This window comes from Hydrogenophaga sp. A37 (assembly GCF_002001205.1).
Taxonomy (GTDB): Bacteria; Pseudomonadota; Gammaproteobacteria; order Burkholderiales; family Burkholderiaceae_C; genus Hydrogenophaga.
Genome location: NZ_MUNZ01000073.1, coordinates 1 through 26,127 on the forward strand (window position 1 = coordinate 1; position 26,127 = coordinate 26,127).

The 26,127-nt window shown below is 67.8% G+C and carries 24 protein-coding genes; 5 read left to right on the forward strand and 19 right to left on the reverse strand.

Annotated elements, in window-relative coordinates; genetic code table 11:
* The 5 genes from B0E41_RS05640 to B0E41_RS05655 all read right to left on the reverse strand — a co-directional run.
* A partial coding sequence (locus B0E41_RS05640; protein ID WP_143433686.1) for a transposase occupies positions 1 to 284 on the reverse strand: 284 nt, incomplete at its 3' end.
* A 52-nt stretch (positions 285 to 336) separates the two neighbouring features.
* Complete coding sequence (locus B0E41_RS05645; RefSeq protein ID WP_077329812.1) at positions 337 to 645, reverse strand: urease subunit beta; 309 nt, start codon at positions 643 to 645, stop codon at positions 337 to 339.
* Between the two features lie 10 nt (positions 646 to 655).
* On the reverse strand, positions 656 to 817 hold the full coding sequence (locus tag B0E41_RS27045; protein ID WP_171984678.1) for a hypothetical protein: 162 nt from the start codon (positions 815 to 817) through the stop codon (positions 656 to 658).
* Positions 818 to 945: 128 nt separating this feature from the next.
* Positions 946 to 1,248, reverse strand: a complete 303-nt coding sequence (locus B0E41_RS05650; protein WP_077329814.1) for an urease subunit gamma — start codon at positions 1,246 to 1,248, stop codon at positions 946 to 948.
* A gap of 55 nt (positions 1,249 to 1,303) precedes the next feature.
* Positions 1,304 to 2,152 carry an SHOCT domain-containing protein gene (locus B0E41_RS05655; protein ID WP_077329816.1) on the reverse strand — a complete coding sequence of 283 codons (849 nt, stop codon included), beginning with the start codon at positions 2,150 to 2,152 and terminating at the stop codon, positions 1,304 to 1,306.
* Positions 2,153 to 2,347: 195 nt separating this feature from the next.
* Between B0E41_RS05655 and B0E41_RS05660 the strand changes: the two genes are divergently transcribed.
* Both B0E41_RS05660 and B0E41_RS05665 read left to right on the forward strand, forming a co-directional pair.
* Entirely contained in the window at positions 2,348 to 5,845 is a 3,498-nt protein-coding gene (locus B0E41_RS05660) for an ATP-binding protein (protein WP_253194641.1), read from the forward strand.
* Between the two features lie 33 nt (positions 5,846 to 5,878).
* Positions 5,879 to 6,907: a response regulator gene (locus tag B0E41_RS05665; protein ID WP_077329818.1), complete on the forward strand. Its 1,029-nt coding sequence runs from the start codon at positions 5,879 to 5,881 to the stop codon at positions 6,905 to 6,907.
* Positions 6,908 to 6,925: 18 nt separating this feature from the next.
* Here B0E41_RS05665 and B0E41_RS05670 read toward each other — a convergent pair whose 3' ends face one another.
* Positions 6,926 to 8,455, reverse strand: coding sequence for a tannase/feruloyl esterase family alpha/beta hydrolase (locus B0E41_RS05670; protein WP_253194629.1), 1,530 nt, complete (start codon positions 8,453 to 8,455; stop codon positions 6,926 to 6,928).
* A 427-nt stretch (positions 8,456 to 8,882) separates the two neighbouring features.
* Here B0E41_RS05670 and B0E41_RS05675 point away from each other — a divergent pair, with 427 nt between their 5' ends.
* On the forward strand, positions 8,883 to 9,374 hold the full coding sequence (locus tag B0E41_RS05675) for a MarR family transcriptional regulator (RefSeq protein ID WP_253194631.1): 492 nt from the start codon (positions 8,883 to 8,885) through the stop codon (positions 9,372 to 9,374).
* 48 nt (positions 9,375 to 9,422) lie between these two features.
* Here B0E41_RS05675 and B0E41_RS05680 read toward each other — a convergent pair whose 3' ends face one another.
* The 12 genes from B0E41_RS05680 to B0E41_RS05735 all read right to left on the reverse strand — a co-directional run bounded on the left by B0E41_RS05680 (position 9,423) and on the right by B0E41_RS05735 (position 23,223).
* A complete protein-coding gene (locus B0E41_RS05680) occupies positions 9,423 to 10,502 on the reverse strand; it encodes an aldose epimerase family protein (protein WP_077329822.1) in 1,080 nt (359 codons plus the stop codon).
* Between the two features lie 20 nt (positions 10,503 to 10,522).
* Complete coding sequence (locus tag B0E41_RS05685) at positions 10,523 to 11,659, reverse strand: mandelate racemase/muconate lactonizing enzyme family protein (RefSeq protein WP_077329824.1); 1,137 nt, start codon at positions 11,657 to 11,659, stop codon at positions 10,523 to 10,525.
* A 19-nt stretch (positions 11,660 to 11,678) separates the two neighbouring features.
* Positions 11,679 to 12,659: a tripartite tricarboxylate transporter substrate binding protein gene (locus tag B0E41_RS05690; protein ID WP_077329826.1), complete on the reverse strand. Its 981-nt coding sequence runs from the start codon at positions 12,657 to 12,659 to the stop codon at positions 11,679 to 11,681.
* 184 nt (positions 12,660 to 12,843) lie between these two features.
* Positions 12,844 to 14,391: a galactarate dehydratase gene (gene garD / locus B0E41_RS05695; RefSeq protein ID WP_077329828.1), complete on the reverse strand. Its 1,548-nt coding sequence runs from the start codon at positions 14,389 to 14,391 to the stop codon at positions 12,844 to 12,846.
* Between the two features lie 105 nt (positions 14,392 to 14,496).
* Positions 14,497 to 15,840, reverse strand: coding sequence for a glucarate dehydratase (gudD, locus tag B0E41_RS05700; RefSeq protein WP_077329830.1), 1,344 nt, complete (start codon positions 15,838 to 15,840; stop codon positions 14,497 to 14,499).
* Between the two features lie 124 nt (positions 15,841 to 15,964).
* Positions 15,965 to 16,882, reverse strand: a complete 918-nt coding sequence (kdgD, locus tag B0E41_RS05705; protein ID WP_077329832.1) for a 5-dehydro-4-deoxyglucarate dehydratase — start codon at positions 16,880 to 16,882, stop codon at positions 15,965 to 15,967.
* 142 nt (positions 16,883 to 17,024) lie between these two features.
* Entirely contained in the window at positions 17,025 to 18,314 is a 1,290-nt protein-coding gene (locus tag B0E41_RS05710) for a glucarate dehydratase family protein (protein WP_077329834.1), read from the reverse strand.
* 138 nt (positions 18,315 to 18,452) lie between these two features.
* A complete protein-coding gene (locus B0E41_RS05715; RefSeq protein ID WP_077329836.1) occupies positions 18,453 to 19,739 on the reverse strand; it encodes a TRAP transporter large permease in 1,287 nt (428 codons plus the stop codon).
* Positions 19,739 to 20,284, reverse strand: coding sequence for a TRAP transporter small permease (locus B0E41_RS05720; protein WP_077329838.1), 546 nt, complete (start codon positions 20,282 to 20,284; stop codon positions 19,739 to 19,741). Before B0E41_RS05720 ends, B0E41_RS05715 begins: the two co-directional genes overlap by 1 nt.
* Before the next feature lie 192 nt (positions 20,285 to 20,476).
* Positions 20,477 to 21,451 (reverse strand): TRAP transporter substrate-binding protein, encoded by a 975-nt coding sequence (locus tag B0E41_RS05725; RefSeq protein ID WP_077329840.1) that lies wholly within the window; start codon positions 21,449 to 21,451, stop codon positions 20,477 to 20,479.
* Between the two features lie 49 nt (positions 21,452 to 21,500).
* Entirely contained in the window at positions 21,501 to 22,397 is an 897-nt protein-coding gene (locus B0E41_RS05730; protein ID WP_077329944.1) for an SMP-30/gluconolactonase/LRE family protein, read from the reverse strand.
* Between the two features lie 10 nt (positions 22,398 to 22,407).
* Positions 22,408 to 23,223: an NAD(P)-dependent oxidoreductase gene (locus B0E41_RS05735; protein ID WP_077329946.1), complete on the reverse strand. Its 816-nt coding sequence runs from the start codon at positions 23,221 to 23,223 to the stop codon at positions 22,408 to 22,410.
* Positions 23,224 to 23,367: 144 nt separating this feature from the next.
* Here B0E41_RS05735 and B0E41_RS05740 point away from each other — a divergent pair, with 144 nt between their 5' ends.
* On the forward strand, positions 23,368 to 24,171 hold the full coding sequence (locus tag B0E41_RS05740; RefSeq protein ID WP_077329842.1) for a FadR/GntR family transcriptional regulator: 804 nt from the start codon (positions 23,368 to 23,370) through the stop codon (positions 24,169 to 24,171).
* Between the two features lie 46 nt (positions 24,172 to 24,217).
* Positions 24,218 to 25,690, forward strand: coding sequence for an aldehyde dehydrogenase (NADP(+)) (locus tag B0E41_RS05745; protein ID WP_077329844.1), 1,473 nt, complete (start codon positions 24,218 to 24,220; stop codon positions 25,688 to 25,690).
* A 43-nt stretch (positions 25,691 to 25,733) separates the two neighbouring features.
* Here the strand turns inward: B0E41_RS05745 and B0E41_RS05750 are convergent, their stop codons facing one another.
* Positions 25,734 to 25,946, reverse strand: a complete 213-nt coding sequence (locus tag B0E41_RS05750) for a hypothetical protein (RefSeq protein WP_077329846.1) — start codon at positions 25,944 to 25,946, stop codon at positions 25,734 to 25,736.
* Between the last annotated feature and the right edge of the window lie 181 nt (positions 25,947 to 26,127).

Sequence of the window (26,127 nt, forward strand, 5' to 3'; positions counted from 1 at the left end):
CTCGTGGAGTCCAGCGATACCGCTTCGATCTTGATGCGCACGACCTGCGCGCGTTGCAACTCCTCGAACATGCGGTCAAGTACACCGGCCTTGGTCCAGCGGTTCATGCGCGTGTAGATGGTGTGCCAGTTGCCAAACCGCTTGGGCAGTCCGCGCCACTTGCAGCCATGCTCGGCCACATAGAGGATCGCATTGACCACTTGCAGGTTGCTCAGGCTGACGTTGCCACGCTGCCTGGGCAAGCAGTGCTCAATGGTGGCGAATTGTTCGGGCGTGATCTCCATGTCCGAGATTGTCCGATGCAATCGCCATAATCACAATTAGTGTTAACACGCCCTAGTTCAGCTTCCCTTGGGTGAGGGCACGAAAACCGAACACGATGCGGTCGCCCGCGAAGTCCACCAGCTCCACCGTGCGTTGTTGTCCGGGCTCGAAGCGCACGGCGGTGCCGGCTGCGATGTTCAGGCGCATGCCTTTCGCCGCATCGCGGTCGAAACCGAGTGCGGCGTTGGTCTCGGCAAAGTGGTAGTGCGAGCCCACCTGAACCGGGCGGTTGGCGGTGTTCTGCACCACCAGCGTGAGCGTGCGGCGACCGGGGTTGAGGGCGTGTTCGCCCTCGTCGACAAAATATTCACCGGGGATCATGCTGACTTCCTCACTTCTTCGACAGCCAGACCGCCAGCGCGATCAGCCCACCGACCGCCACAAACCCCAAGGCATCGGTGGGGTGCCAGTGGCTGCCAAACAGGCCGTGCCCGTCGTGGGCGAAGGCGGGGAGAGATCCAAGGGCAGCGAACAACGTGAGCAGCGATTTCATGTCAAGGCTCCAAAATAAAAGCAGGCGGTCGGCGCGAAATGTCTGACACCAGGATGCGGTGGAACCGGCTCCGCCGGGCCACTCGCATCGCCCCCTGGGGGGTGACGCGCGCAGCGCGGCGCGGGGGGTTACGGTATGGGATCGTGCACCGTCACCAGCTTGGTGCCATCGGGAAATGTGGCCTCGACCTGGATGTCGGGAATCATCTCGGCAATGCCCTCCATCACGTCGGCGCGCGTGAGCACGTTGCGGCCTTCGCTCATGAGCTGGGCCACGGTCTTGCCGTCGCGCGCGCCCTCCATCACGGCGGCGGAGATCAGGGCCACGGCTTCGGGGTAGTTGAGCTTCAGGCCGCGCGCCTTGCGCCGCTCGGCCAGCAGGGCGGCGGTGAAGATCAGCAGCTTGTCTTTCTCGCGGGGGGTGAGTTCCATGGCACGTTCGAGGTTCGGTTGGGAGGATCTGTCAGCAAATTCCGTGCCCTGAGCCTCAGAGGCGGGCCAGCAGCTCCGCCTTCTTGGTGCTGAATTCGCTGTCGGTCAACATGCCCTTGGCGTGCAGGCCGGCCAGGCGCTCGATGGCGGCAAAGATGTCTGGCGAACCGGTGTCGGGCGGGTTGTCGGGCTGAAAAGCCCCGGGCATCGGGGACGGGGCTGACACGGCCATGCCGTCGCGGGAGACCACAGGCAGGCTGGCCACATCGATCAGGCCGTACTGGCTCGAAAACGACAGCGTGCCGCCCACCGATTGCTGCTGCGAGAAGCCGCCGATCTGGTGGTCCAGCGTGTCGTAGACCGTGACCGATCCGTTGACCTCGATCGCCAGGCGCCGCGCCTGCGCGAAGTAGGCGTAGCGCACGTTGTTCTGTGCGCCGGTGCTGTTGGGCCAGCGCAGGTCGGCGGGCCACCAGTCGCCACTGGTGCCGGGCGCGGGCGGAACGAACAGGCTGTTGGCGCCGAAGCCTTTGTCACTTTGGCTTTGCCCGCCGTCGCCAGCATGGTTCGCCTGAATCTGGTTGTGGTGGCTGCCGCCCTGGCGCTGGCTTTGAAAGCTGCCGCTGCGCAGCAGGTCGGGCTGGTGGGCGATCAGGTTGGACAGCTCGCTGCAGAGGTTGTCGACCCGGCCCTTGAGGTGGTTGTTGAACATGTCCGACACCATGGTCATGCCGCCGCGCATCCACTGGCCCGAGCCGCTGAATTCGGGGTGGTTGAACTGGGCCATGCTGCCGTTGCCGTTGATCACGGATTCGAGCATGGAGAGCGTGGCGTCGAAACTGAAGCCATGGCGCTGTGCGATGTCGTTGAGGGTCTGCTGACCCTGGGGGGAGAGTTGTCGCATGCTGGGGGTGTCTGGTGTGTGGCCTTGCAGTTTCGCAGAACCCCATGAAAAACACAGCCGTGGCACGAATGCTGCACAAAGCTCAGAGTGAACCTTGAACCCACCGTCCCAGCCAGCGCACCACCTTTGGGCGAGGCTCCCCAACGCATCATCAAGGTGCGCCGCGACTACAACAGCTGGGTCGGCAGCGAGACCATGGAAGACTACGCGCTGCGCTACACGCCGCAGCGCTTTCGCAAGTGGAGCGAATGGCGCGTGGCCAACACCGCGTTCGGCGCGGCCTCGTTTCTGATCCTCGAAGCCGTGGGTGCCACGCTGCTGGTGCAGTACGGCTTTGTCAACGCCGCGCTCGCCATCCTGGTCACCGGGCTCATCATCTTCCTGGCCGGCCTGCCCATCAGCATCTACGCCGCGCGCTACGGCGTCGACATGGACCTGCTCACGCGCGGCGCGGGCTTCGGCTACATCGGCTCGACCATCACCTCGCTGATCTACGCCTCGTTCACCTTCATCTTCTTCGCGCTCGAAGCAGCGGTGATGGCCTACGCGCTGGAGCTCGCACTGGACATCCCACCGGCCTGGGGTTACCTGATCTGCGCGCTGGTGGTGATCCCGCTCGTGACCTACGGCGTGTCGGTCATCAGCCGCTTCCAGGTCTGGACCCAGCCGCTCTGGCTGGTGATGATGCTCGTGCCCTTCGCGGCGGTGTGGACGCTCGATCCCGGTGCATTCTCCAATGTGGTGCATTACGGTGGCGAATCTGGTGCGGGTGTGGACTTTGATTGGCACTTGTTTGGTGCTGCTTTGACCGTCGGCATCGCGCTCATCACACAGATGGGCGAGCAGGCCGACTACCTGCGCTTCATGCCGGCGCCCGAAAAAGGCCGGGCATGGCGCTGGTGGGCCGGCGTGCTGGCCGGCGGGCCGGGCTGGGTGATCCTGGGCGTGCTCAAGATGCTGGGCGGCGCGCTGCTCGCCTACCTGGCCATCAGCCACATGGTGCCGCCCGACCGCGCGGTGGACCCGAACCAGATGTACCTCGCGGCCTACGAGTACGTGTTCCCGAACTACGGCTGGGCGGTGGCGGCCACGGCGCTGTTCGTGGTGGTGTCGCAGCTCAAGATCAACGTCACCAACGCCTACGCCGGCTCGCTGGCCTGGAGCAATTTCTTCTCGCGCCTCACCCACAGCCACCCGGGCCGCGTGGTCTGGGTGGTGTTCAACACGCTGATCGCCTTCATGCTGATGGAGATGAACGTGTTCCGAGCGCTGGGCGAGGTGCTGGGCCTGTACAGCAACCTCGCCATCGCCTGGATCATGGCCGTGGTGGCCGACCTGGTGATCAACAAACCCATGGGCTGGAGCCCTCCGGGCATCGAGTTCAAACGCGCCCACCTGTACGACATCAACCCCGTGGGCGTGGGTGCCATGGGCCTGGCGTCGGCGCTGTCGATCACGGCCCACATGGGCCTGATGGGCGACACCGCGCAGGCGTTTTCGGCGGTGATCGCGATGGTCACTGCGCTGGTGGCGTCGCCGCTGATCGCTTGGGCGACGCGGGGGCGCTACTACATCGCGCGCACCTCGCAATCCTGCAGCAAGGGCACTTGCGAGGGTTGTGCCGGAAGCGGGGCAGCCCATCCAGAAACACCGCGGAACGGGCTTCGCCCGGCCGCTGGTGTTGCCCCCCTTCAGGGGGGTGACGCCGCAGGCGGCGCGGGGGGTGTTCTCAAGTGCGTGATTTGTGAGCGCGAATACGAAGCGCCGGACATGGCGCACTGCCCCGCGTACCAGGGCCACATCTGCTCGCTCTGCTGTACGCTCGACGCGCGTTGTGGCGACCTTTGCAAACCCCACGCCCGCCTCTCCGAACAGTGGCAGGGTGCGTTGCAAAAGGTGCTGCCGCAGCGCATGTGGCCCTACCTCGAAGCGGGCCTGGCGCATTACCTGCTGCTGATGCTGGTGGTGGCGCCGGTGCTCGCGGCCGTGCTCGGTCTCTTGTACCGGCAGCAGGTGCAGGGCCTGGGGCAGGGGCTCGAAGCGGTGGCCGACGCCAGCCTGCTCGACGCCGCGCTGCGCTCGGGTTTCCTGCGGGTTTACGCCGTGCTGCTGCTGATCGCGGCCACGGTGTCGTGGTGGCTGGTGCTGGCGCACAAGAGCCGCGAGGTGGCGCAGGAAGAGTCGAACCGGCAGACGCGCCTGCTCATGCAGGAGATCGACTCGCACCGCCAGACCGACGAGCAACTGCAGCGCGCGCGCCAGGTGGCCGACCAGGCCAACCAGGCCAAGAGCCGCTACATCAGCACCATCAGCCACGAGCTGCGCACGCCGCTCAACAGCATCCTCGGTTACGCCCAGCTGCTGCAGGAAGACAGCGACATGGCGCCGCACCGCGCGCAGGCCATCAAGGTCATCCACCGCGGCGGCGAGCACCTGCTCTCGCTGATCGAAGGCACGCTCGACATCGCGCGCATCGAGTCCGGCAAGCTCGCGCTCGACGTGAAGCCCATGGCCTTTGCCAACGCCATGCAAGAGGTGGCCAGCATGTTCGAGCTGCAGGCGGCGGCCAAAGGCCTGCGCTTCGTCTTCGAGACCGGCAACCGCCTGCCCGACGCCGTGCGTGCCGACGAAAAGCGCCTGCGCCAGATCCTCATCAACCTGCTGGGCAACGCGGTGAAATTCACGCGCGAAGGCGAGGTGCGGCTGCGCGTGACGCACGCACGCGAAATGGCCGTGTTCGAGGTGCACGACACCGGACCGGGCATGGCCGAGCAGGAGCTCGACCGGGTGTTCGAGCCCTTCGCCCGCGGCCAGGCTGAGGCGGCCGCAACCTCCGGTGTGGGCAGCACCGGCACCGGCCTGGGCCTGACCATCGCCAAGATGTTGACCGACCTCATGGGCGGCGAAATGACCGTGCGCAGCACCCTGGGCGAAGGCGCGGTGTTCAGCGTGCGCCTGTTCCTGCCCGAGCTGCACGGCGCCGTGGTGCGGCGCGAGACGGTGGCGCCGTCGATCACGGCCTACGAGGGCGAGCGCCGTCGCGTGCTGGTGGTGGACAACGAAGAGAGCGACCGCGAGCTCATCGCGCGCTGGCTGCAGCCGCTGGGCTTCGAGGTGTTGCTCGCCACCAGCGGCCACGACGCGCTGGCCATCGTCGACGCGCTGAACCCGGCGGGCGATGGCGCGCCCCACGCCATCTTCATGGACCTCGCCATGCCCGGCATCGACGGCTGGGAAACGCTGCGCCGCCTGCGCGCGCGCGGCTGGGGCCATGTGCCGCTGGCCATCGTCTCGGCCAACGCGTTTGACAAGGGCCTGGACAACGACCTCGGCCACAGCCCGCAAGACTTCTTCGTCAAACCCGTGCGGCGCGAAGACCTGCTGACCTGGCTGGGCCAGCGCCTGGGCCTGCAATGGACCCGGGGCGACACCGTGACGCCGACCGGGCCACGTGCGCTGCCCCAGGCGCCCGCCGCCAGCAGCGCGGCCGAGCTGGCGCCGCTGCTGGAGCTGGTGCGCCTGGGTTACTACAAGGGCATCGTCAACTGGCTCGACGACTGGGTGCGCCAGCGCCCCGAGCAGGCCGACTTCGCCCAGGGCCTGCGCACGCTCGCGCGCGAGTTCCGGTTTGAGGTGATCGAGCAGCGCTTGATGGCGCACGGCGCGGCGCCTGCTGTGCCCGGCGTGCCATGAACCTGATCCCTACCTTGACCCCATGAGCCCTGCATGAACCGCCTCTCCCTGCCCGAGCCACCCCGCGAGCACCTGAGCGCCGCGCTGGTGGTGCTGATCGTGGACGACGTGCCCGACAACGTCGCGCCGCTGCACGACGCGCTCGACGAAGCGGGCTACACCGTGCTGGTGGCGCTCGACGGCGAGGCCGCGATCCGCCGCGCCACGCAGGCCCTGCCCGACGTGATCCTGCTCGACGCGGTGATGCCCGGCATCGACGGCTTCGAGGTGGCGCGCCGCCTCAAGGCCGACCCGGCCACCGCCCAGATTCCCATCATCTTCATGACCGGCCTCACCGAGACCGAACACCTGGTGGCCGCGCTCGACGCGGGCGGCGCGGACTACGTGACCAAACCCATCAAGCCGCGCGAGGTGATGGCCCGCATGGGCGTGCACCTGCGTTCGGCGCGCCACGCGCGCCAGGGCGCGGTGGAGCGCCGGCAGGCACGCTACGCGCTCGACGCCTTCGGCTACGCCACGATCACCGTGCGCGAGCGCGACGGTCGCCTCATGTGGCAGACCCCGCTGGCGCGCGACCTGCTGCAGCGCTACTGCGGCACGGTGGCGCCCGACACGCCGCCCGAGGTTTTGCAATGGCTGCGCCGCCACCTGGGCGACGCCCAGGCCCAGCGCGAGCCGCCGCGGCTCACGCTGGAGCAGGGCCCGCGCCGCCTCACCTTCCGCCTGCACCAGCGCGTGGGCGACCAGGACGGCGCCGAGGCGGTGGAAGCCCCGGGCGAGGGCGGCGACTGGCTGATCGTGATGCAGGAAACCTCGGACGCGGCCGTTCTCGAAGCCCTGGCTCAGTCCTTCGGCCTGACCGCGCGCGAGGCCGAGGTCTTGTACTGGGTGGTCAAAGGCAAGATCAACCGCGACATCGGCGACATCCTCGGATCCAGTCCGGCCACGGTCAAGAAACACCTGGAGCGCATCCACGCCAAGCTGGGCGTGGAGACGCGCACAGCGGCCGCGGCGATGGCGATCAACCGCGTGCCGCTGCTGCAGCCCTCACACGGCGCCTGAGCGCCGATGTGCCGAGGGCTACCGGTGGTGGTCGGAATCCGGCCGGGGTCCCGCGTGTGGCGGCCGGCAGACGAAGCTGCTGGCCACTTCCAGGCTGCCTTTGCCCTTGTAGTGGGCGACCTTCGGATAGGGGCAGAGCGGACGCGTGCGGTCCGCGGCCCAGTCGGTGGGCACTTCGGTGTTCACGCCACCGGCATTGCCGACGCCGCGCGCAGAGGCCACGATCGCGTCGGGTTCCTTCCCCCGCTCCACCCAGTCGACCAGCCGGGTCAGCATGTCGAACTGGTCGGTGGCCGGGCCGCCCGCGCAGTGACCCATGCCAGGCACGCGGTAGAAGCGTGCGAAGTTGTCGCCCGTGTTCCGCAGCACGCCCTTGTACCAGGTCTCGCTGTCATTGACCGAGAAGATCGGGTCGCCCACGCCGTGATAGACCATGACCTTGCCGCCACGGTTGCGCAGACCCTGCATGTTGGTGGGGTCGGGCGGGGTCATGAAAGACATGGCCGACTCGGTGTAGGTGCCGTTGCTGCTGAACAGGTTGGCGTAGAGCGCGTCGATGTCGGTGTTCAGCGCGTAGTTCACACCACTGAAGCCGACCGGGTTGGCCGGTGGGATCTGCCAGATGAAGCCCAAGGCGCCGCTGTCCCGGTCCATGGCTGCCACATACTCCCAGGCAGGCACGCCGGAAGCCCCAAAACCGGTGTCGTATGGGAAGCTGGAGTAGATCAGCTTGCCATCACTGGTCTTGGGGCCGTCAAAGATCGTCTTCAACACGGTCTTCTGATCCGTGGTCAGACAGGTGCCGTCGCGCGCACCGCTGCAGGTGGGCACATCGTCGGCCAGGTTGAACACCTTCTGGCAGGCGTCCACGTCCTGCACGAGGCCGTCGCTGGCGAGGTCCAGTGCATCGCACTTGGCCAGCACCCGGCTGGCAACCAGTGCGCGCTCGGTGTTGGTCACTGCGGTGGCGAGTTCGGTGCTGTTGGTCACGGGCGACACCGTGGCCACCTTGGCGTATTCGCGGGCACCGGCCAGGTTGGCGGTGGCGGCCAGGGGCAGGTTGTAGCCGGGGGCCCCCGCCAAGATGCCGTCGTAGTCGTTGAAGTAGCGCGCCGCCGCGACCATGGCGTGGCGACCGCCGTTGGAGCAGCCCGCGAAGTAGGAGCGGTCAGGTGTTTTGCCGTAAGTGAGCTCGATGGCCTGCTTGGCCATGGGGGTCAGCTTGCCGACGGCCTGATAGCCGTAGTCCAGGCGGGCCTGTGGATCAATGCCGAAGAAGGGTGCGCCGCCACTGTGGCCGCCATCCGAACTCAATACGGCAAAACCCTGCGCCAGGGCATGGGTCAGCGGTCCACCGCCGGTGGCGCCCAGCGCGTCTCTCACCGAACCGTCGATGCCGCCATTGCCTTGGTGCAGGAAGCGACCGTTCCAGTTCTTGGGCATGCGCATTTCAAAGCCGACCGCATAAGTGTTCCCATCCACCGCGCTGACGCGCTCGTGCACCTTGCCAGTGACCCGGCAGTGTTCCGGCACGGGTTGGGCGCCCACGGTCAGGGCGCCGGCTGCCACCGTCACCGCGGCCGTGATCTGGGTGTTGGCCAGTCCCGCCAGGGAGGTTGGCAGGCTGGCGCAGTCACCGGTGAATTGCGCGCCGGTCGCTGCGGCCAGTTGGGGGGGGGCTTGGCGGCGGTGCGGGGGAGGGCCTTGTCATCAGCGGGCGTGCTTTCGCCGCCTCCGCAGGCCGTCAACAAGGTGGCAACCGCCATGGCGGCGCTGGTGCACGCCGGGTATCTGGAACGTCGGGGCATGGAGTCTCCTCGGGAGGAAAGGGGTTTCGAGGCCGTTTTTGGACGGTGCTTTGATGGCATAAGTAGTTTATGTAATTAACTAAATTGCGCGATCAGGGTTAATCCGAATCCCCAGCGACCCGTCCGCTGTACCGAACCGGTGGCGGCGCCGGTTTCATAATGGCCCGATGAAACATGTTGAGCAGCACGCCACCAGCAAAGACAGCCAGACTCCCAGAGCACGACTGGACGAAGGCGCGCTGCGCCAGTTGCTGGGCTACCAGCTGGCGCAGGCCAGCATCGTGACGAACAGCGCGTTCAGCCACGCGACGGGAGAACCGCTGGCCTTGGGCCAGGTGGAGTTCACTTTGCTTTACTTGATTAGGCAAAACACGTCGGTGACCGCGTCCCGTCTGGCGCGTGCCCTGGCGGTCAGCATGCCGGCGATCACCGTGTGGATGTCCAAGCTGGAGCAGCGTGGACTGGTGTCCCGTCAACGCAGTGCGACGGACAAGCGCTCACAGCACTTCGGTGTCACCGACGAGGGGGAGGCACTGGTTGCGCGCGCGATGACGGCGCTGCTGGAGGCCGATGCCCGGTTGCTGGCCCATCTGTCCCAGGCGGAGCGCGCCATGCTGCTGGAGTTGCTGCACAAGGTGGCCTTGCACCGTCCCGGTTGAGCCCGGGGTACGACCGGATGCTGCAAACCCGTTCGTGGCGGGCAGGGCTCATTGGGTGCCCGGTTCACCACATCCGAAGCGGTAGACCGTGCGCGCCCGGTACGGCCGCCCGACCGCCACCCGATTGAGCGGAAACGCCGGGCAGTTCATCGCGTTGGGGTACTGCTGCGGCTCCAGGCAGATGCCCGCGCGTGGGCGGTGGACCACGCCCTGTTTGCCCACGTCGGGCAGCGCGCCGGTGCCCAGCGGGTCGGCGGTGTAGACCTGCAGCACCGGCTCGGTGCTCCAGACCTGCAGCGTGCGGCCGCTGGCCTCGCTGCTCAGCGTGGCGCAAAGCCGCTCCTTGTCGGGGCGGCCCATGTTCAGCCGGTAGGCGTGGTCGATCACCAGCGGTGGCTCGCCGGGCGCCGAGCCACCCAGCCGGCGCGGTGAACGCAGGTCCAGCGGGTGGCCTTCCAGTGGCGCGAGGGCTCCCATGGCCACGTTGTCGGCGTCGGTCGTCAGCCACTCGGCAGCGTTCACCTGCAGGCGGTGGCCGTCAATGGTGGGGTCGCCCGGGCCTTCGAGGTTGAAGAAGATGTGGGGCGTGAAGCTGGCGGGAGAAGGTGAGCTGGCGTTGCAGACCGCGACCGCCTCGTGTTCGATCACCAGGGCGTGGTCGTCGGTGAGGCGGTAGCTCAGCGTCAGGTCCAGCGTGCCCGGGTGGCCGTCGGTCGATGGATCGAAGCGCAGGCGCAACGTGAGCCGGTCGGGCGCGTCCTGGTGCGCCGCAAACACGCGGTGGCGCGAACCGTTCGGTCCTCCGTGGATGGCGTGTGGACCGGCGTTGGCTTCCAGTGGGTAGCGGGAGCCCTCCAGGGTGTAGCGCGCCTGCGCGATGCGGCCGGCGTAGCGGCCGATGAAAGCGCCCATGGACGGTGTGCCGGCCTGCAGCGCGGCCAGACTGTCATAGCCCAAGGCCACGTCGCCCAGCACACCGTCGCGGTCGGGCGCCAGGATCTGCAGCACCTTGGCGCCGAGGTTGCAGACGGCGACCTCCATGCCATTCGCATGGCGCAGGCGGAACAGGGCGACCGGCTCGCCGTCGATTTCGCCGACGAAGCGCTGCGGGTCCAGCCGGATGTCCATGTCCGTGTGGAACCTGGTCGTCAGACCCGCGCACCCACTTCAACACGCTCGCGCGTCCAGCCACGCGCCTGCTCGCTCAGCGTGAGGCCAAGGCCCGGGCGCGTGGGCACGAGCATGCGGCCGTTCGCGATGTCAATGCGCTCGTTGAACAGCGGCTCCAGCCACTCGAAGTGCTCGACCCAGGGCTCGGTCGGGTAGGCCGCGGCCAGGTGCACGTGCAGCTCCATCGCGAAGTGCGGAGCCAGCATGAGGCCCGCGTGCTGCGCCAGGCCGGCCACCTTGAGGAAGGGCGTGATGCCGCCGACGCGCGGGCCGTCGGGCATCAGGTAGTCGGCCGCTCGGTGGCGGATCAGGTCCCAGTGTTCGCCGGCGCTGGTCAGCATCTCGCCGGTGGCGATGGGGGTGTCGAACTGCAGCGCCAGCGCGGCGTGGCCCTCGTGGTCGTAGGCGTCCAGCGGCTCTTCGATCCACACCAGGTTGAAGCCTTCGAGCGCGCGGCACATGCGCTGCGCGGTCGGGCGGTCCCACTGCTGGTTGGCGTCCACCATCAACGGCACGCCGTCGCCCAGGTGCTCGCGCACGGCTTGCACGCGCTGCATGTCGATGCGCCCGTCGGGCTGGCCCACCTTGAGCTTGATACCGCCGATGCCGCGCGCCACGGAGGCCGCGGCGTTGACCTTGAGCTGGTCGATGGGCGTGTGCAGGAAGCCGCCCGAGGTGTTGTAGCAGCGCACGGAATCGCGGTGCGCGCCCAGCAGCTTGGCCAGCGACAGGTTCGCGCGCCGCGCCTTCACATCCCACAGTGCCACGTCGAACGCGCCGATGGCCTGGGTGGCGAGGCCGCTGCGCCCCGCCGACGCACCGGCCCAGCACAGCTTGTCCCACAGGCGCGCGATGTCGTTCGGGTCTTCGCCGATCAGGTTGGGCGCGATCTCCTGCGCGTGCGCAAACTGGCCCGGCCCGCCCGCCAGCTTGCTGTAGCTCAGGCCCAGGCCTTCATGGCCCTGTTCGGTCTGCAGTTCGACGAACAGCATCGCGATCTCGGTCATCGGCTTCTGGCGCCCGGTCAGCACCTTGGCGTCGCTGATCGGGTTGGCCAGCGGCAGGTAACACGAAGAGATGCGCATCCAGGCGATGCGGTCGGCGGGCTGGCTCATGGGCGTTCGATGCCTGGGCTTATTGCGGCTTGATGCCGGCGGTCTTGATCACCTTGGTCCAGCGCGGCAGTTCGCTGGCGACGAAGTCCGAGTAGGGCTTCACGCCCTGCACCGGCACCACGAAGCCGTTGCCTTCCATCTTCTGTTTGATGGCGGGCATGGCCATGACTTCCTTGAACGCGGCTTCGAGCTTGGCCACGATGGGCGCGGGCGTGCCCTTGGGCACCGACATGCCCGACCAGCTCAGCGCTTCGAAGCCCGGGTAGCCGGATTCGGCCACGGTGGGCACGTCCGGATACAGCACATTGCGCTGCAGGCTGGAGACCGCCAGCGGGCGCAGCTTGCCGGCCTTGATGTGCGGCAGGGCCACGTCCTGGTTGATGAACATCATCGGGATTTCGTTGCCGAGCAGCGCGGTCATCATCGGGCCGCCGCCGCGGTAGGGAATGCCGGTCATGAAGATGCCGGCCGTCTGCTTGAACAGCTCCATCGCCATGTGGCCCGAGGCCGCGTGGGTGTAGCCGTAGTCGAGCTTGCCGGGGTTGGCCTTGGCGGCCTTCACCAGGTCGGCCAGGGTCTTGTAGGGCTGGCTGGCGTTGACCACCAGCACGTTGGGGCCGCTGTGCACGTGGCTGATGTGGATGAAGTCCTTGATCGAGTCGTACTTGAGGTTGGGGTCCAGGCCGTGGGCCACGGCGTTCTGGCCCACGCCGGTCTGAATGATCGTGTAGCCGTCGGGCGCGGCCTTGGAACCGCGCTCGGTGCCGATCACGCCACCGGCGCCGCCCACGTTCTCGACCACGACCGGCTGGCCCAGCACCTTGGCCAGTGGCTCGGCCACCATGCGGCCCATCACGTCGCTGGTGCCACCGGGCGGGAAGGCCACGATGATCTTGATGGGTTTGTTGGGGTAGTCGCTCTGGGCCAGGGCGACCTGGGGCAGGGCCGCGCTCAGAGCGGCCAGTGCGGATGCGGCGATCAGTTGTCGGCGGTGGTTCATGGTGTATCTCCGTGGTGGATGGAAAAAGTCGCCGGTCTTGCCGTCGGCTTCAGGGGAAAACGGGGATCGGTTGTCATGGGGCCGGCGCGTGTGAAACGATGCCCCCCAGGGCACCGCCGGGCCGGCTCCGCCGGACGGCCAGTGCCGCCCCCCTTGGGGGGTGACGCGAAGCGGCGCGGGGGGGTCATGTCACCGGCGCCGGGTTGAACAGCACCAGCGCGTTGTGCAGCTTCCAGTGCTCGGCCCAGGTTTTCTGGCCGCTGGCGACCGCGAGCATCAGTTCGAAGAGTTCCTGGCCCACGCTTTCAATCGTGGCATCGCCGCTGGCGATCTGTCCGGCGTTCAGGTCCATCAGGTCGTGCCAGCGCCGGGCGAGGTCGTCGCGCGTGGCCACCTTGATCACCGGGCATTCGGCCAGGCCGTAGGGCGTGCCCCGGCCGGTGGTGAAGATGTGCAGGTTCATGCCGGCGGCGAGCTGCAGCGTGCCGCAGATGAAGTCGCTCGCGGGCGTGGCGGCGAAGATCAGGCCCTTCTGCTTCACCTTCTCGCCGGGCGCGATCACGCCGTGGATCGGGCCGTTGCCGCTCTTGACGATGGAGCCCATGGCCTTCTCGACGATGTTCGAGAGGCCACCCTTCTTGTTGCCGGGTGTGGTGTTGGCGCTGCGGTCGGCCTGGCCGCGCGCCAGGTAGGCGTCGTACCAGCCGAGCTCGCGCACGATGGCGTCGGCCACGTCCTGCGTCGCCGCGCGGCGCGTGAGCTGGTCCACCGCGTCGCGCACCTCGGTGTTCTCGCTGAACATCACGGTCGCGCCGGCGCGCACCAGAAGGTCGGTGGCGTGGCCCACCGCCGGGTTGGCCGTGACGCCGGAAAACGCGTCGCTGCCGCCGCACTGCACGCCCACCACCAGGTCGGACGCGGGGCAGGTGGTGCGCTGGCGGCGGTTCAGGCGCTCCAGGTGCACGCGGGCCTGCCGGAGGATGCTGTCGATCATGGACATGAAGCCCACATGGGCCTCGTCCTGCAGCACGACCACGTCGAGTTCGCTGCCGCGCTGGTCGCTGATCGGGATGGCTCCCGGCGGCAACAGCCGCTCGGGCTGCAGCTTCTCGCAGCCCAGGCTCAGCACCATGACCTCGCCGCCGAAGTTGGGGTTGCTCGCGATGTTGCGCAGGGTGCGGATGGGGATGATGGCGTCGGGCGCGTCGATGGCGACGCCGCAGCCGTAGGTGTGCTCCAGGCCCACCACGCCGTCCACGTGGGGGTAGAGCGGCAGCAGCTCGGTCTTGATGCGTTCGACCGCCACGTCCAGCACACCCGCCACGCACTGCACGGTGGTGGTGATGGCCAGCAGGTTGCGTGTGCCCACGCTGCCGTCGGCGTTGCGGTAGCCCTCAAAGGTGTATCCGCCCAGCGGCGGCAGATCGGCGGGCGGTGTGGGCGCGGGCAAGCCCTGCAGCGACACCGCGGCGGGCATCACCAGCCGCTGTTCGTTGACCCAGCCGCCGGCGGGAATGTCCACCGCCGTGTGGCCGATCACCACGTTGTAGCGGCGCACGGCGCTGCCGGCGGGCAGGTCGGTCAGCGCGACCTTGTGGCCCTGCGGCACGGCGTGCACCAGCGTGGGACCGCCGGGCAAGGCGGTGCCGGCGGGCAGGCCGCCGTCGTTGACCACCACGGCCACGTTGTCGGCCGGGTGGATAAGGATGGTGCGGGGGGCTGAGGGACTCATGGCGGTGTTTCCGGCGTGCAAGGCTTTAGCGGGGATGCCGTGGGACCGGCTTCGCCGGGCCACAGGCATCGCCCTCTGGGGGGTGACGCGAAGCGGCGCGGGGGGTCATCTCACTAAGCACGGTCGCTTGTTGTCGAAGGTCCAGCCGGGGATCAGGTACTGCATGGCCATGGCGTCGTCGCGCGCACCCAGGCCGTGCTGCAGGTAGAGCTGGTGGGCTTTCTCGACCTCGGCCATGTCGATCTCGATGCCCAGGCCGGGTTTCTTCGGTACCTGCACGTAGCCGCCTTCGATCTTCATCGGGTCTTTCGTCAGGCGCTGGCCGTCCTGCCAGATCCAGTGCGTGTCGATGGCGGTCACCTTGCCCGGCGCAGCCGCGCCCACGTGGGTGAACATGGCCAGCGAGATGTCGAAGTGGTTGTTGGAGTGCGAACCCCAGGTCAGGCCCCAGTCGCGGCAGGTCTGCGCCACGCGCACGCTGCCGGCCATGGTCCAGAAGTGCGGGTCGGCCAGGGGGATGTCCACGCTCTGCAGCGCCAGAGAATGGGCCAGCTGGCGCCAGTCGGTGGCGACCATGTTGGTCGCGGTGGGCAGGCCGGTGGCGCGGCGGAACTCGGCCATCACCTCGCGGCCGCTGAAACCGTCTTCGGCGCCACACGGGTCTTCGGCGTAGGCCACCACGCCGCGCATTTTTTCGCCCAGGCGGATCGCGTCTTTCAGCAGCCAGCCGCCGTTCGGGTCCAGCGTCACGCGGGCTTCGGGGAAACGCTGGTGCAAGGCCGTCACGGCTTCCACTTCTTCGTCGCCGCTCAGCACGCCGCCCTTGAGCTTGAAGTCCTGGAAGCCATAGCGCTTTTGCGCGGCCTCGGCCAGGCGCACCACGGCCTCGGGCGTCATCGCCTTCTCGTGGCGCAGGCGGCACCAGTCGTCGGCGTTGTCCGGTTCGCTGGCCGAATCGACATATGGCAAGTCTGTCTTGGTGCGATCACCCACGAAGAACAGGTAACCCAGCATCTGCACCGCGTCGCGCTGCTGGCCTTCGCCGAGCAGGGCCGCGACCGGCACGCCCAAGTGCTGGCCCATCAGGTCCAGCAGGGCCGACTCCACGGCCGTCACGGCGTGGATGGTGGTGCGCAGGTCAAAGGTCTGAAGGCCGCGCCCGCCGCTGTCGCGGTCGGCAAACTGGGTGCGCATGGCGTTGAGGATCGCCTGCAGGTTGCCGACGGTCTGGCCTTCAACCAGCGCTCGCGCGTCCTCCAGCGTCTGGCGGATCTTCTCGCCACCCGGCACCTCGCCCAGGCCGGTGTGGCCCGCGTTGTCGGTGACGATGACGATGTTGCGCGTGAAGAAGGGCGCGTGTGCGCCCGAGAGGTTGAGCAGCATGCCGTCACGCCCCGCCACCGGGATCACACGCATGGACGAAACAACAGGGGCGGTAGAAGCGGTCATAGGAAAAAAGAGAAAAACGGAGGAGCGACGGGAAGCAAACCGAGGGCGCCGCGGAACCGGCTTTGCCGGGCCGCCAGCGCCGCCCCCTGGGGGGTGACGCCGCAGGCGGCGCGGGGGGGCACCATCACTGAGGTCCGAGCGCGTCGATCAGCGCCTTGAGTTCGTCCATCTCGCTGGGCTTGAGGTCCGACAGCGGGGCGCGCACCGGGCCGGCGTCGTGGCCGACCAGCTTGGCGCCCGCTTTGATGATGCTCACGCCATAGCCTTCGACGCGGTTGCGGATCTTCAGATAGGGCATGAAGAATGCTTTCAGCAGGCGGTGCTGCGTGGCCATGTCGTCAGTGCGCACGGCTTCGTAGAACTGCATCGCGGTCTTCGGGATGAAGTTGAAGACGGCGGACGAATACACCGGCGTGCCCAGCGCCTTGTAGGCGGCGGCGTAGACCTCGGCCGTGGGCAGGCCGCCCAGGTAGGCGAAGCGGTCGCCCATCGCCATGTAGACGGATGACATCAACTCGATGTTGCCCAGGCCGTCCTTGAAGCCGATCAGGTTGGGGCAGCGCTCGGCCAGGATGGCCAGCGATTCGGGCGTGAACTTGGTGCGGTCGCGGTTGTAGACGATGACGCCGAACTGCACGCTCTTGCAGATCTGTTCCACGTGGGCGATCAGGCCTTCCTGGCCGGCTTCTGTCAGGTAGTGGGGCAGCAGCAGGATGCCGTGGGCGCCCAGGCGCTCGGCTTCCTGCGCATGGGCGATGGCCGTGCGGGTGGGGCCGCCCGCGCCGGCAATGATCGGCACCTTGCCGTGGCAGGTGTCCACGGCGGTCTTGATGATCTGGCCGTATTCATCGCCGTAGAGCGAGAAGTACTCGCCCGTGCCGCCTGCGGCGAACAGCGCGCTGGCACCGTAGGGGGCCAGCCACTCCAGGCGGGCGGCGTAGGAGGCGGCGTTGAAGTTGCCCTGGGCGTCGAAGTCCGTCACGGGGAAGGACAGCAGGCCGGTGGACATGACTTGCTTGAGGTCTTGCGGGGTGTATTGCATGGAAGTTCTGCCTGGGTGGGTGGAGAAGGTGGATCTTGGTGGCCTAGTTATAGGATGTCAGACAACTGGCGCTATTGTGGAGAAACGATGAGGAGGGCGTCAAGGGCTTCCATTCATATATGTGGAAACCCCTTATCCCTCGTCAGAACCGCGGCTGGTGACCGGTGAAGCCGGGGTCGTACTTGCGCATCTGCCCCAGGTCGTCCCGGTTGCGAATGCCCGTGTTCAGGTAGTTGTCATACAACTGGGCCAGGGCCTCGCGGTCGATCTGGACGCCCAGGCCGGGCGAGGTCGGCACGCGCAGGCTTCCGTCTTCAAACCTCAGGCGGCCGCCCTGCACCACCTCGTCGTCCTGCCAGGGGTAGTGGGTGTCGCAGGCGTACGAGAGTTGGGGCACCGAGGCCGCCAGGTGCGTCATCGCGGTGAGGCTGATGCCGAGGTGCGAGTTCGAGTGCATCGACAGGCCCAGGCCGAAGGTCTCGCACATCAGCGCCAGGCGCTGCGTGGCGCGCAGGCCGCCCCAGTAGTGGTGGTCGCTCAGCACGATCTTCACCGGGCAGCCCATCTCGGCGTTGCGGCGGAATTCCTTCAGGTCGGTCACCACCATGTTGGTGGCCAGCGGCACCTCGCACGCGGCGGCCACGGCGGCAATGCCGTCCAGGCCCGGGGCCGGGTCTTCGTAGTACTCCAGCACGCCGCGCAGCTGCTCCACCACCTTGAGGCTGGTGGGCACGGTCCAGTTGCCGTTCGGGTCGATGCGCAGCGGCGCGCCCGGGAAAGCCTTGGCCAGCGCCAGCATGGCGGCCACTTCTTGCTCCGGCGGCAGCGCGCCGGCCTTGAGCTTGATGCTCTTGAAGCCGTACTGATCGATCATGCGGCGCGCCTGCGCCACCAGCTGTTCGGGCGTGATGCCCTCGCCCCAGGGGTCGGGCGCGTAGGGCTGGTCGATGTGCTCGGCGTACTTGAAGAACAGGTAGGCGCTGAAGGGCACGGCGGGGCGCGCCGCGCCACCCAGCAGATCGACCACCGGCGCGTTCGCCAGCTGGCCCTGCAGGTCCATCATCGCCACTTCAAACGCGCTGATCACCTTGGCCACGGTCTTGGACACGTGGGTGCCCGGCGCCAGGGAGACCTGTGTGCCGAGAAACTCCGACGCGGTCTGCTGGGGTGTCACGAGCGCGGCGACGCGGGTCTCCATGTCGTTGAGCGCCCAGGGCGATAGCCCCGTGAGCGCGGGCGCCGCCTTGGCCATGGCGTCGAGCATCGGCAGGTCGCCGTAGCTCTCGTTGATGCCGACCAGGCCCGAGTGGGTCTCGATCTCGATGATCGAGCGCAGGGCCCAGGGCTCGTGGATGCCGGCCGCGTTGAGCAGCGGCGGATCGCGAAACGCGATGGGCGTGACGCGGACATGGCGGATGGTGTGGGAAGTCATTTCAGTTTTCCATGGCGACGGAGCGCCACACGCAACGCATGAAGCAACGCCACCCAGGGGCACCGCCGGGCTGGCTTTGCCAGACGGCCAGTGCCGCCCCCCTTGAGGGGGGTGACGCGAAGCGGCGCGGGGGGTGTGTCATTTGGCGAGCAGCAAGCCTGGCAGCCACAGCGACAGCGCGGGGACGTAGGTGACCGCGATCAGCACCAGCAGCATGGCGCCAAAGAAAGGCATGAGCGCTTTGACCACCTGTTCCATCGGCAGCTTGGCGATGGCGGCGCCGACAAACAGCACACCACCGACGGGAGGCGTCAGCAGGCCGATGCCCAGGTTCACCATCATGATCATCCCGAAGTGCACCGGGTCCACGCCGATGCTGGTGATCACCGGCAGCAGGATGGGCGTGAGGATCAGGATCAACGGCGCCATGTCCATCAGCGTGCCCAGCACCAGCAGCAGCACGTTGATGAGCCCGAGGATCACGTAGCGGTTGTCCGACAGCGCGGTCAGCGCGGTGGTGATCTGCAGCGGGATCTGCATCAGCGTCATGATGTAGCCGAAGCTCGCGGCGAAGGCGATCAGGATCATCACGATGGACAGCGTCTTCACCGTGCGGTGCACCAGCTTGGGCAGCTCGTTCCACTTGTAGTCGCGGTAGATGAACATCGTGACGAAGAAGGCCCAGACCACGGCGACGGAGGCCGACTCGGTGGCGGTGAACACGCCGGAGAGGATGCCGCCCAGGATGATCACCATGGTCATCAGGCCCCACAGCGCGTCGACGCAGATCTTGAGCGCCTCGCGCAAAGGGATCACGTCGCCCTTGGGGTAGTTGCGCTTGCGCGCCATGTAGAGGCACATGACGGCCAGCGTCAGCCCCAGCAGCAGGCCCGGCAGCACACCGGCGATGAACAGCGACGCGATCGACACCGTGCCACCCGCCGCCAGCGAGTAGATCACCGCGTTGTGGCTGGGCGGGATCAGGATCGCCTGCACCGAGCCGCTCACCGTGACGGCGGTGGCGAAGTCGCGCGGATAACCCTTGCGCTCCATCTCGGGAATCAGCACCGCGCCGACCGAGGCCGTGTCGGCCATGGACGAACCCGAGATCGCACCAAAGAAGGTGGAGGCGAGGATGTTCACCAGCGACAGCCCGCCGCGGATGAAGCCGACCAGCACGTTGGCGAACGCGACCAGGCGCCGCGCCATGCCGCCCTCGGCCATGATGGCGCCGGCCAGCACGAAGAAGGGAATGGCCAGCAGCGAGAACTTGTTGACGCCGTTGGCGATGGCGATCATCACCGCGTCCAGCGGGATGTCGATGTACCAGGCGCCGATCAGCGCCGCCATGCCCATGGCGTAGGCCACGGGGGTGCCGATCAGGATCAGCACGAAGAAACTGCCGAGCAGGACATAGGGTTCCATCACGCGGCTCCTGTTTCTGCAGATTCGTGGTCGAAGGTGACCACGGCGCGCCGGCTCTGGTCACCCAGGAACATGTGTTCCAGCACGAAGAGGGCGGTCACGGCGCCGCCGATGGGCACCGGCAGGTAGGTGAAACCCACGGGCATCCAGGGCAGCTCGGGGATCGACTGACCCCAGGTGCCCATGCACAGCTTCACGCCGTACCAGAGCGTGAAGAGGCTGATGGTCAGCATCAGCGCGTGCACCACGCCGCGCAGCGGGTGGCGCACGCTGTCGGGCAGGCGGTCGGTGATCATCGCGACCGCGATGTGGCCGCCCGCGCGGTAGCTCACCGCCGCACCCAGGAAGGTGAACACCACCATCAACAGGATGGAGATCGGCTCCGGCCACTGCGAACCGGTGCCCAACACATAGCGCGAAAAAATGCCCCAGGGAATGAAGAGCGACATCGCAACGATGCAAGCCCCCGCGACCCAGATGCAGGCCAGGTAGACCGCGTCCAGCGCGCGTGAGACGGGGTGTCCGCCCGGTTGGTGGTGACTCATGGAAATGGTTTTGGTTGATCAATGCGAGGTAACGAGCGCCCCTGTGGAACCGGCCCCGCCGGGGCCACAGGGCACACCCACAATGCAGGAGGAAGCGATGACCCCTTCCCAGAGCACCCGTGGAACCGGCTTTGCCGGGCCACCAGGTGCGTCCCCCCACCGGGGGGAAGACGCGAAGCGGCGCAGGGGGGGTTACTTCACCGCGGCGATGCGGTTCATCAGGTCCACATGCTTGGCGCCGTACTTGGCGCGCACCGGGGCGGTGGCGTCAAAGAAGGGCTTGTTGTCGATGGCGATGAACTCGACACCGGCGGCCTTGAGCTTGCCGGAGTACTCCTCCACGCTCTTGTCCCACAGCACGCGCTGCTCCATCTGCGCTTCGCGGGCCAGCTTCTTCACCAGCGTCTGGTCGGCCGGGGTCAGCTTGTCCCAGGTGACCTTGGACATCACCAGGATCTCGGGAATGATCAGGTGGTTGGTCTGGCTGTAGTACTTGGCCGGGGTGGTGTAGTGGTTGGCGGTGAAGTAGCTCGGTGGGTTGTTTTCCGCGCCGTCGATCACACCGGTCTGCAGCGAAGTGAAGACCTCGCCGTAGGCCATGGCGATGCCGTTGCCGCCCATGGCGTTCATGGTGTCGACAAACAGCGGGTTGCCCATCATGCGGACCTTCTGACCCTTGAGGTCTTCGGGCTTGCGCACCGGCTTCTTGGTGTAGAGGCTGCGGGCGCCGCCGTCCATCCAGCCCAGGCCGACCAGGCGCGCCGGGCTGGCCGTCACCTTGGCCAGCAGCTCGTCGCCCACCGGGCCGTCGATCACGGCGCGCATGTGGGCGATGTCGCGGAACACGAAGGGCATGTTGAACACGTCCACCTCGGGCACCACAGGGCCGATCACACCCAGCGAGATGCGGGCCATCTGGATCGCGCCCAGCTGCACCTGTTCAACGGCTTCTTTTTCCTGGCCCAGCACGGCGCCGGGGAACATCTGCACTTTGATGCGGCCTTGGGTGGCGGCATCGAGCTTCTTGCCCATGTTGTCCACGGCGACCACGGTCGGGTAGCCGGCGGGGTGGGTGTCGTGCGACTTCAGCACCATCTGGGCATGGGCGGTCAGGGGCAGCAGGGTGGCCAGGACCATGCTGGCAATCAGTCGGCGTTGCAGTTTCATTGATGTCTCCGTTGGTGGTGGTTGAGGTGAAAAAAACCGTGCTGCCGCATCAGGCGATGCAGCGCGGCTCGTCCAGGCCCCTCACGCCTGGACGCAGTGCAAAAACGCCACCGGCCAGCGGCTGATCACTCAGATCACCGCCGGGCCGGATGGACGTGACAAACAGGGTGTCAAGGCCGGCGCCGCCGAAGGCGCACATGGCCGGCTTCTTCATCGGCACGGGCAGCGAGCGGTCGAGCCGGCCGTCGGGCGTGAAGCGGTGCACCAGGCCGGCGTCGTTGCCGCAGATCCAGTAGCCGCCGTCGGCGTCCACCGCAGCGCCGTCGGGCCGGCCGGACAGGGGCTTGAAGTCGATGAGCACACGCCGGTGGTGCGGCGTGCCGGTCTCGGTGTCGTAGTCGAAGGCCCAGACGGTCTGTACGTTGGGGTGTGAGTCCGAGAGGTACATGGTCCGGCCGTCGGGGCTGAAGGCCATGCCGTTGGGGGTGACGAAGCCGGCCTGCAGGCTGCGCAGTGAGTGGCCGTCCAGCGCGTACAGGCTTCCCGAGGCGCGCGCCAGCGACATGTCCATCACCATGGTGCCGGCGCGCAGCCGGCCCTGGCGGTCGCAGCGGCCGTCGTTGAAGCGCATGCCCGGCTCGGGTTGGTCGATGCGGGCGACCCAGGTGCGGTCCAGCGTGCCGTCGGTCTGGGGCGTCAGGCGGGCCACACCGCTTTCCATGGCTGCCATCCACTGGCCGTGGGGCAGGGCGTCGCTGCCGGCGGCCAGCGCGATGCAACCGGTCTGCTCGGGCGTGGGCCACTGCCGCGCCTCGCCGCTGGCGCTGTGCCAGCACCACAGCGCCTTGCCCGGGATGTCCACCCACCAGAGGCACTGGCGCACACTGTCCCAGACCGGGCTTTCGCCCACGCCGTTGCGCGCGTCGAGCACGAGTTCGGCTTGCATGCTGGTCATGTCACTTCTTGAGAGGATCAGCGGCCACAAAACCGCCGCCCTGGTAGATGGCGGCGGGGTCGTTCAGGTCGGGCGCCGGGGTGCGCGCGAACACCGCGTCGCGGAACACGTCCGAGCTGTCCTGCGGCACGTAGCCGATGTGGCGTGCGCGGCTGTTGTCCCACCAGGTGACGGCGTTGTCCGACATGCCGAACACGATGCTGTGGCCCAGCACCGGGGTTGTGAGGCAGGCGCTGATCAGGCGGTGCAGGTCGTCAAAGCTCAGCCAGGTGGCGAGCATGCGGCGGTCGCGCGGCTCGGGGAACGAGGAGCCGATGCGCACGCAGGCGGTCTCGATGCCATGGCGGTCGAAATAGAAGCGCGAGAAGTCTTCGCCAAACGCTTTGCTCACGCCGTAGAAGCTGTCGGGCCGGGGCGGGTGGTCGGCGGTGATGGTCTCGCCCTGCTTGTAGTAGCCCACCACATGGTTGGAACTGGCGAACACCACGCGCTTCACGCCGTGCTTGCGGGCCGCTTCGTACAGGTGGTAGACGCCCAAAATGTTGGCCTGCAAGATGGCCTCGAACGGCGCCTCGACCGAGATGCCGCCCAGGTGCACGATGGCGTCGCAGCCGGCCACCATGGCGTCGACCTCGGCCGCGTTGGCCAGGTCGGCCAGCACCACCTCCTCGCCGGTCCCGGCCTCGCTCACCGCCGACTTGTCAGACAACCTAAGCACATCGCAGTTGGCGGTCAGCCGTGAACGCAAAGCGGTGCCGAGGCCGCCGGCGGCGCCGGTCAACAACAATCGCCGGTGCATTTTGATAGGGTTAACCATGACCATGAACGCTTTTTCGAATGGGGTTGCACAGAAGTCCGGGGCTTTGCTACAGTTCGCTCATGCCGTTGATGTCTGTTGTGTGTTGTCAGACAACTGGAGCGGATTGTGTGAATCCCCACGCAGGCTGTCAAGGAAAAAACCATGGACCCCGTGAAAACCCTAGTTGAGGAGGCCGTTGCCACCGTCGCCGCGCCGGACCGTCCCCGCCGCGCGCGCGGGCTGGTGTCTGAAATCGTGGCCGCGCTGGAGGGTGACATTCGAGAAGCCCGCCTGCTGGCCGGGCAGAAGCTGCCGACCGAGTCCGAGCTGGTGGGGCGCTTCGACGTCAGCCGCACCGTGGTGCGCGAGGCCATCTCTCGCCTGCAGGCTTCAGGCCTGGTGGAGACGCGCCACGGCATCGGCACCTTTGTCATGGCGCCGCGCGCCGTCCCGGCCACCTTCCGCATCGCACTTGAAGACGTGGCGACCGCCGCCGACGTGATCGAACTGCTGGAACTGCGGATCAGCCTGGAGAGCGAGGCGGCCGCGCTGGCGGCGCAGCGCCGCTCGCCCGAGAACCTCTTGACGATGGCGGCCGCGCTGACCGCGTTCACGGTGGCGATCCACGCCGATTCCGACGCCGTGCCCTCGGACTTCCAGTTCCATGTGGAGGTCGCGCGCGCCACCGGCAACCGCCACTTTGCCGAGCTGATGACCTACCTGGGTACCATGATCATCCCGCGCACCCGGCTCAACACGGCGGCCCGGGCGCCCGAGGGCCGGCTGGCGTATCTGGAGCGGGTGCACCGCGAACACGAAGACATCCTGGAGGCGATCCGGCGCCAGGAGCCCGAGACCGCTCGCGCCGCGATGCGCACCCACCTCTCCAACAGCCGCGAACGCCTGCGCCGCGCCCAGCCTGAAGATGCGGAGCCCGCACTCCCCGCCGCTGCGCGGGTCGCCTGACCCTGATCACCATTCCTTTCCACTCTCCGTACACACACCCACCTACATGAGCACCCTGCAATCCATCAACGCCCGCACCGGCGAAGCCCACGGCACCGCCCTGACCCCCTCCACCGAACAGGACATTCAACACGCCGCCACCGCGGCGCACGCCGCCTTCGGTGACTGGGCCCGCAGCAGCGGCGAACAGCGCGCCGCGCTGCTGCGCGCGCTGGCCGACGGCCTGGAGGCCGAGCGCGAGAAGCTCGTCGCCTGGGCCGACCTCGAAACCGCGCTGGGCCCGGTGCGCCTGAACGGTGAGCTCGACCGCACCACCTTCCAGCTGCGCCGCTTTGCCGACATCGCGCAGCGCGGTGAACCCTTTGCCGTGCTGGACGATCCCGCCGTCGCCGGTGGCCCGCCCGCCGGTCACCCGGCCATGGTGCGCCAGCGCATGCCGCTGGGCCCAGTGGCCATGTTCGCGGCCAGCAACTTCCCGTTCGCCTTCTCGGTGCTCGGTGGCGACACCGCGTCCGCGCTGGCCGCGGGCTGCCCGGTGGTGGTCAAGGCCCACCCCGGCCACCCCGGCCTGTCGCAGAAGGTGCACGCCATCATCCAGCGCGTGCTCCAGGCGCAAGGCCTGCCCGCCGGACTGATCGGCTTCGTGCAGGGCGCCGGCATCGAGGTCGGCGTCGGCCTGATCCGCCACCCGCTGATCGCCGCCGGTGCCTTCACCGGCTCCACCCGCGGCGGCGCCGCGCTGCAGGCCGAAGCCAACGCCCGCCCGCGCCCGATTCCGTTCTACGGCGAACTCGGCTCCATCAACCCGCTGATCGCGCTGCCCGCCGTGCTCGCGGCCAAGGGCGCCGAACTCGCGACCACGCTGGCCGGCTCCATCACCCTGGGTTGTGGGCAGTTCTGCACCAACCCCGGCCTGCTGGTGCTGGTCGACGGCGCCGAGACCGACGCCTTCGTCGCGCAACTGGTGCAGGCGCTGTCCAAGCAGCAGCCGCACGCCATGCTGACCGCCGGCATGCGCAAGGCTTTTGATGCCGGCATCAAGGGTTTCATGGACGCTGGCGCGCTCGCGCTGCTGCAGAGCCAGGGCGTGGCGCCCGCGCCCGGCCCGCAGTTGCTGCAGGTCAGCGCGCAGCGCTTCATTGAGCGCGCCGAGCTGCGCGAGGAAGTGTTCGGCCCGAGCAGCCTGATCGTGCGCTGCACCAGCCTGGCCGAGGTGTCCGAGGTGCTGGCCGCTGTGGGCGGCAGCCTCACGGTCACCGTCTGGGGTGCCGACGAAGACACGCCCGAGAACCGCGCCATCGTGCGCAGCGCCACGGAGATCGCCGGCCGCGTGCTGTTTGCCGGCGTGCCCACCGGCGTGGCCGTCACGGCGGCGCAGCAGCACGGCGGCCCCTGGCCCGCCAGCACCGCGCCCATGTCTACCTCGGTGGGCGACGCCGCGCTGGAGCGCTTCCTGCGCCCGGTGTGCCTGCAGGACGCACCGGCCTGGCTGCTGGCGCGCCAAGGTGTGCCCTGCTGAGCCCCTGCTGAGCCCCCACGCCGCGCCGACGCGGCCGCCGGGTTCAATGCAAGGAATGCACCGGCTCCACGACCGGTAACGCGTACTCCCAGCCAATGAGGGCGCGGGCGCCCAGGTACGCGTTCTTCACGCGCTCGGAAAGGTCATCGAGGTGCACTTCGCCGCGGGCGTCACACGGCACGCAAACGGCGCAGCCGGGATGGCACAACGATGCAAAGAGCAACTGGTGTTTGCATGAGCTGGATGGGGATGTCATCTCGGTCTCCTGTACTGAGCGGCGATCCTTGATCTCCGGGGTCCGTGCCCATGGTCACGGGCCCCGTTTGCCTTCAGCCGCTCGGTCAAGGCACAACTGAATTTTCAGCCTCCGCGCGCGCAGCCAAACCGCAGAAAGCGGCATGCAATTCGGGCTTTTCTTCCGTTCTCGCGCAGCCTGC

Excerpts from the sequence above, each read along its gene's own strand:
- garD (WP_077329828.1), bottom strand. The coding sequence starts at position 14,391 with ATGAGTCCCTCAGCCCCCCGCACCATCCTTATCCACCCGGCCGACAAC.
- B0E41_RS05680 (WP_077329822.1), bottom strand. The coding sequence starts at position 10,502 with ATGGACATCCGGCTGGACCCGCAGCGCTTCGTCGGCGAAATCGACGGC.
- B0E41_RS05740 (WP_077329842.1), top strand. The coding sequence starts at position 23,368 with ATGGACCCCGTGAAAACCCTAGTTGAGGAGGCCGTTGCCACCGTCGCC.
- B0E41_RS05650 (WP_077329814.1), bottom strand. The coding sequence starts at position 1,248 with ATGGAACTCACCCCCCGCGAGAAAGACAAGCTGCTGATCTTCACCGCC.
- B0E41_RS05645 (WP_077329812.1), bottom strand. The coding sequence starts at position 645 with ATGATCCCCGGTGAATATTTTGTCGACGAGGGCGAACACGCCCTCAAC.
- B0E41_RS05750 (WP_077329846.1), bottom strand. The coding sequence starts at position 25,946 with ATGACATCCCCATCCAGCTCATGCAAACACCAGTTGCTCTTTGCATCG.
- B0E41_RS05715 (WP_077329836.1), bottom strand. The coding sequence starts at position 19,739 with ATGGAACCCTATGTCCTGCTCGGCAGTTTCTTCGTGCTGATCCTGATC.
- B0E41_RS05730 (WP_077329944.1), bottom strand. The coding sequence starts at position 22,397 with ATGCAAGCCGAACTCGTGCTCGACGCGCGCAACGGCGTGGGCGAAAGC.
- gudD (WP_077329830.1), bottom strand. The coding sequence starts at position 15,840 with ATGACCGCTTCTACCGCCCCTGTTGTTTCGTCCATGCGTGTGATCCCG.
- B0E41_RS05690 (WP_077329826.1), bottom strand. The coding sequence starts at position 12,659 with ATGAACCACCGCCGACAACTGATCGCCGCATCCGCACTGGCCGCTCTG.
- B0E41_RS05655 (WP_077329816.1), bottom strand. The coding sequence starts at position 2,152 with ATGCGACAACTCTCCCCCCAGGGTCAGCAGACCCTCAACGACATCGCA.
- B0E41_RS05720 (WP_077329838.1), bottom strand. The coding sequence starts at position 20,284 with ATGAGTCACCACCAACCGGGCGGACACCCCGTCTCACGCGCGCTGGAC.
- B0E41_RS05675 (WP_253194631.1), top strand. The coding sequence starts at position 8,883 with ATGAAACATGTTGAGCAGCACGCCACCAGCAAAGACAGCCAGACTCCC.
- B0E41_RS05685 (WP_077329824.1), bottom strand. The coding sequence starts at position 11,659 with ATGAGCCAGCCCGCCGACCGCATCGCCTGGATGCGCATCTCTTCGTGT.
- B0E41_RS27045 (WP_171984678.1), bottom strand. The coding sequence starts at position 817 with ATGAAATCGCTGCTCACGTTGTTCGCTGCCCTTGGATCTCTCCCCGCC.
- kdgD (WP_077329832.1), bottom strand. The coding sequence starts at position 16,882 with ATGCAATACACCCCGCAAGACCTCAAGCAAGTCATGTCCACCGGCCTG.
- B0E41_RS05725 (WP_077329840.1), bottom strand. The coding sequence starts at position 21,451 with ATGAAACTGCAACGCCGACTGATTGCCAGCATGGTCCTGGCCACCCTG.
- B0E41_RS05660 (WP_253194641.1), top strand. The coding sequence starts at position 2,348 with ATGGAAGACTACGCGCTGCGCTACACGCCGCAGCGCTTTCGCAAGTGG.
- B0E41_RS05745 (WP_077329844.1), top strand. The coding sequence starts at position 24,218 with ATGAGCACCCTGCAATCCATCAACGCCCGCACCGGCGAAGCCCACGGC.
- B0E41_RS05710 (WP_077329834.1), bottom strand. The coding sequence starts at position 18,314 with ATGACTTCCCACACCATCCGCCATGTCCGCGTCACGCCCATCGCGTTT.
- B0E41_RS05665 (WP_077329818.1), top strand. The coding sequence starts at position 5,879 with ATGAACCGCCTCTCCCTGCCCGAGCCACCCCGCGAGCACCTGAGCGCC.
- B0E41_RS05735 (WP_077329946.1), bottom strand. The coding sequence starts at position 23,223 with ATGGTTAACCCTATCAAAATGCACCGGCGATTGTTGTTGACCGGCGCC.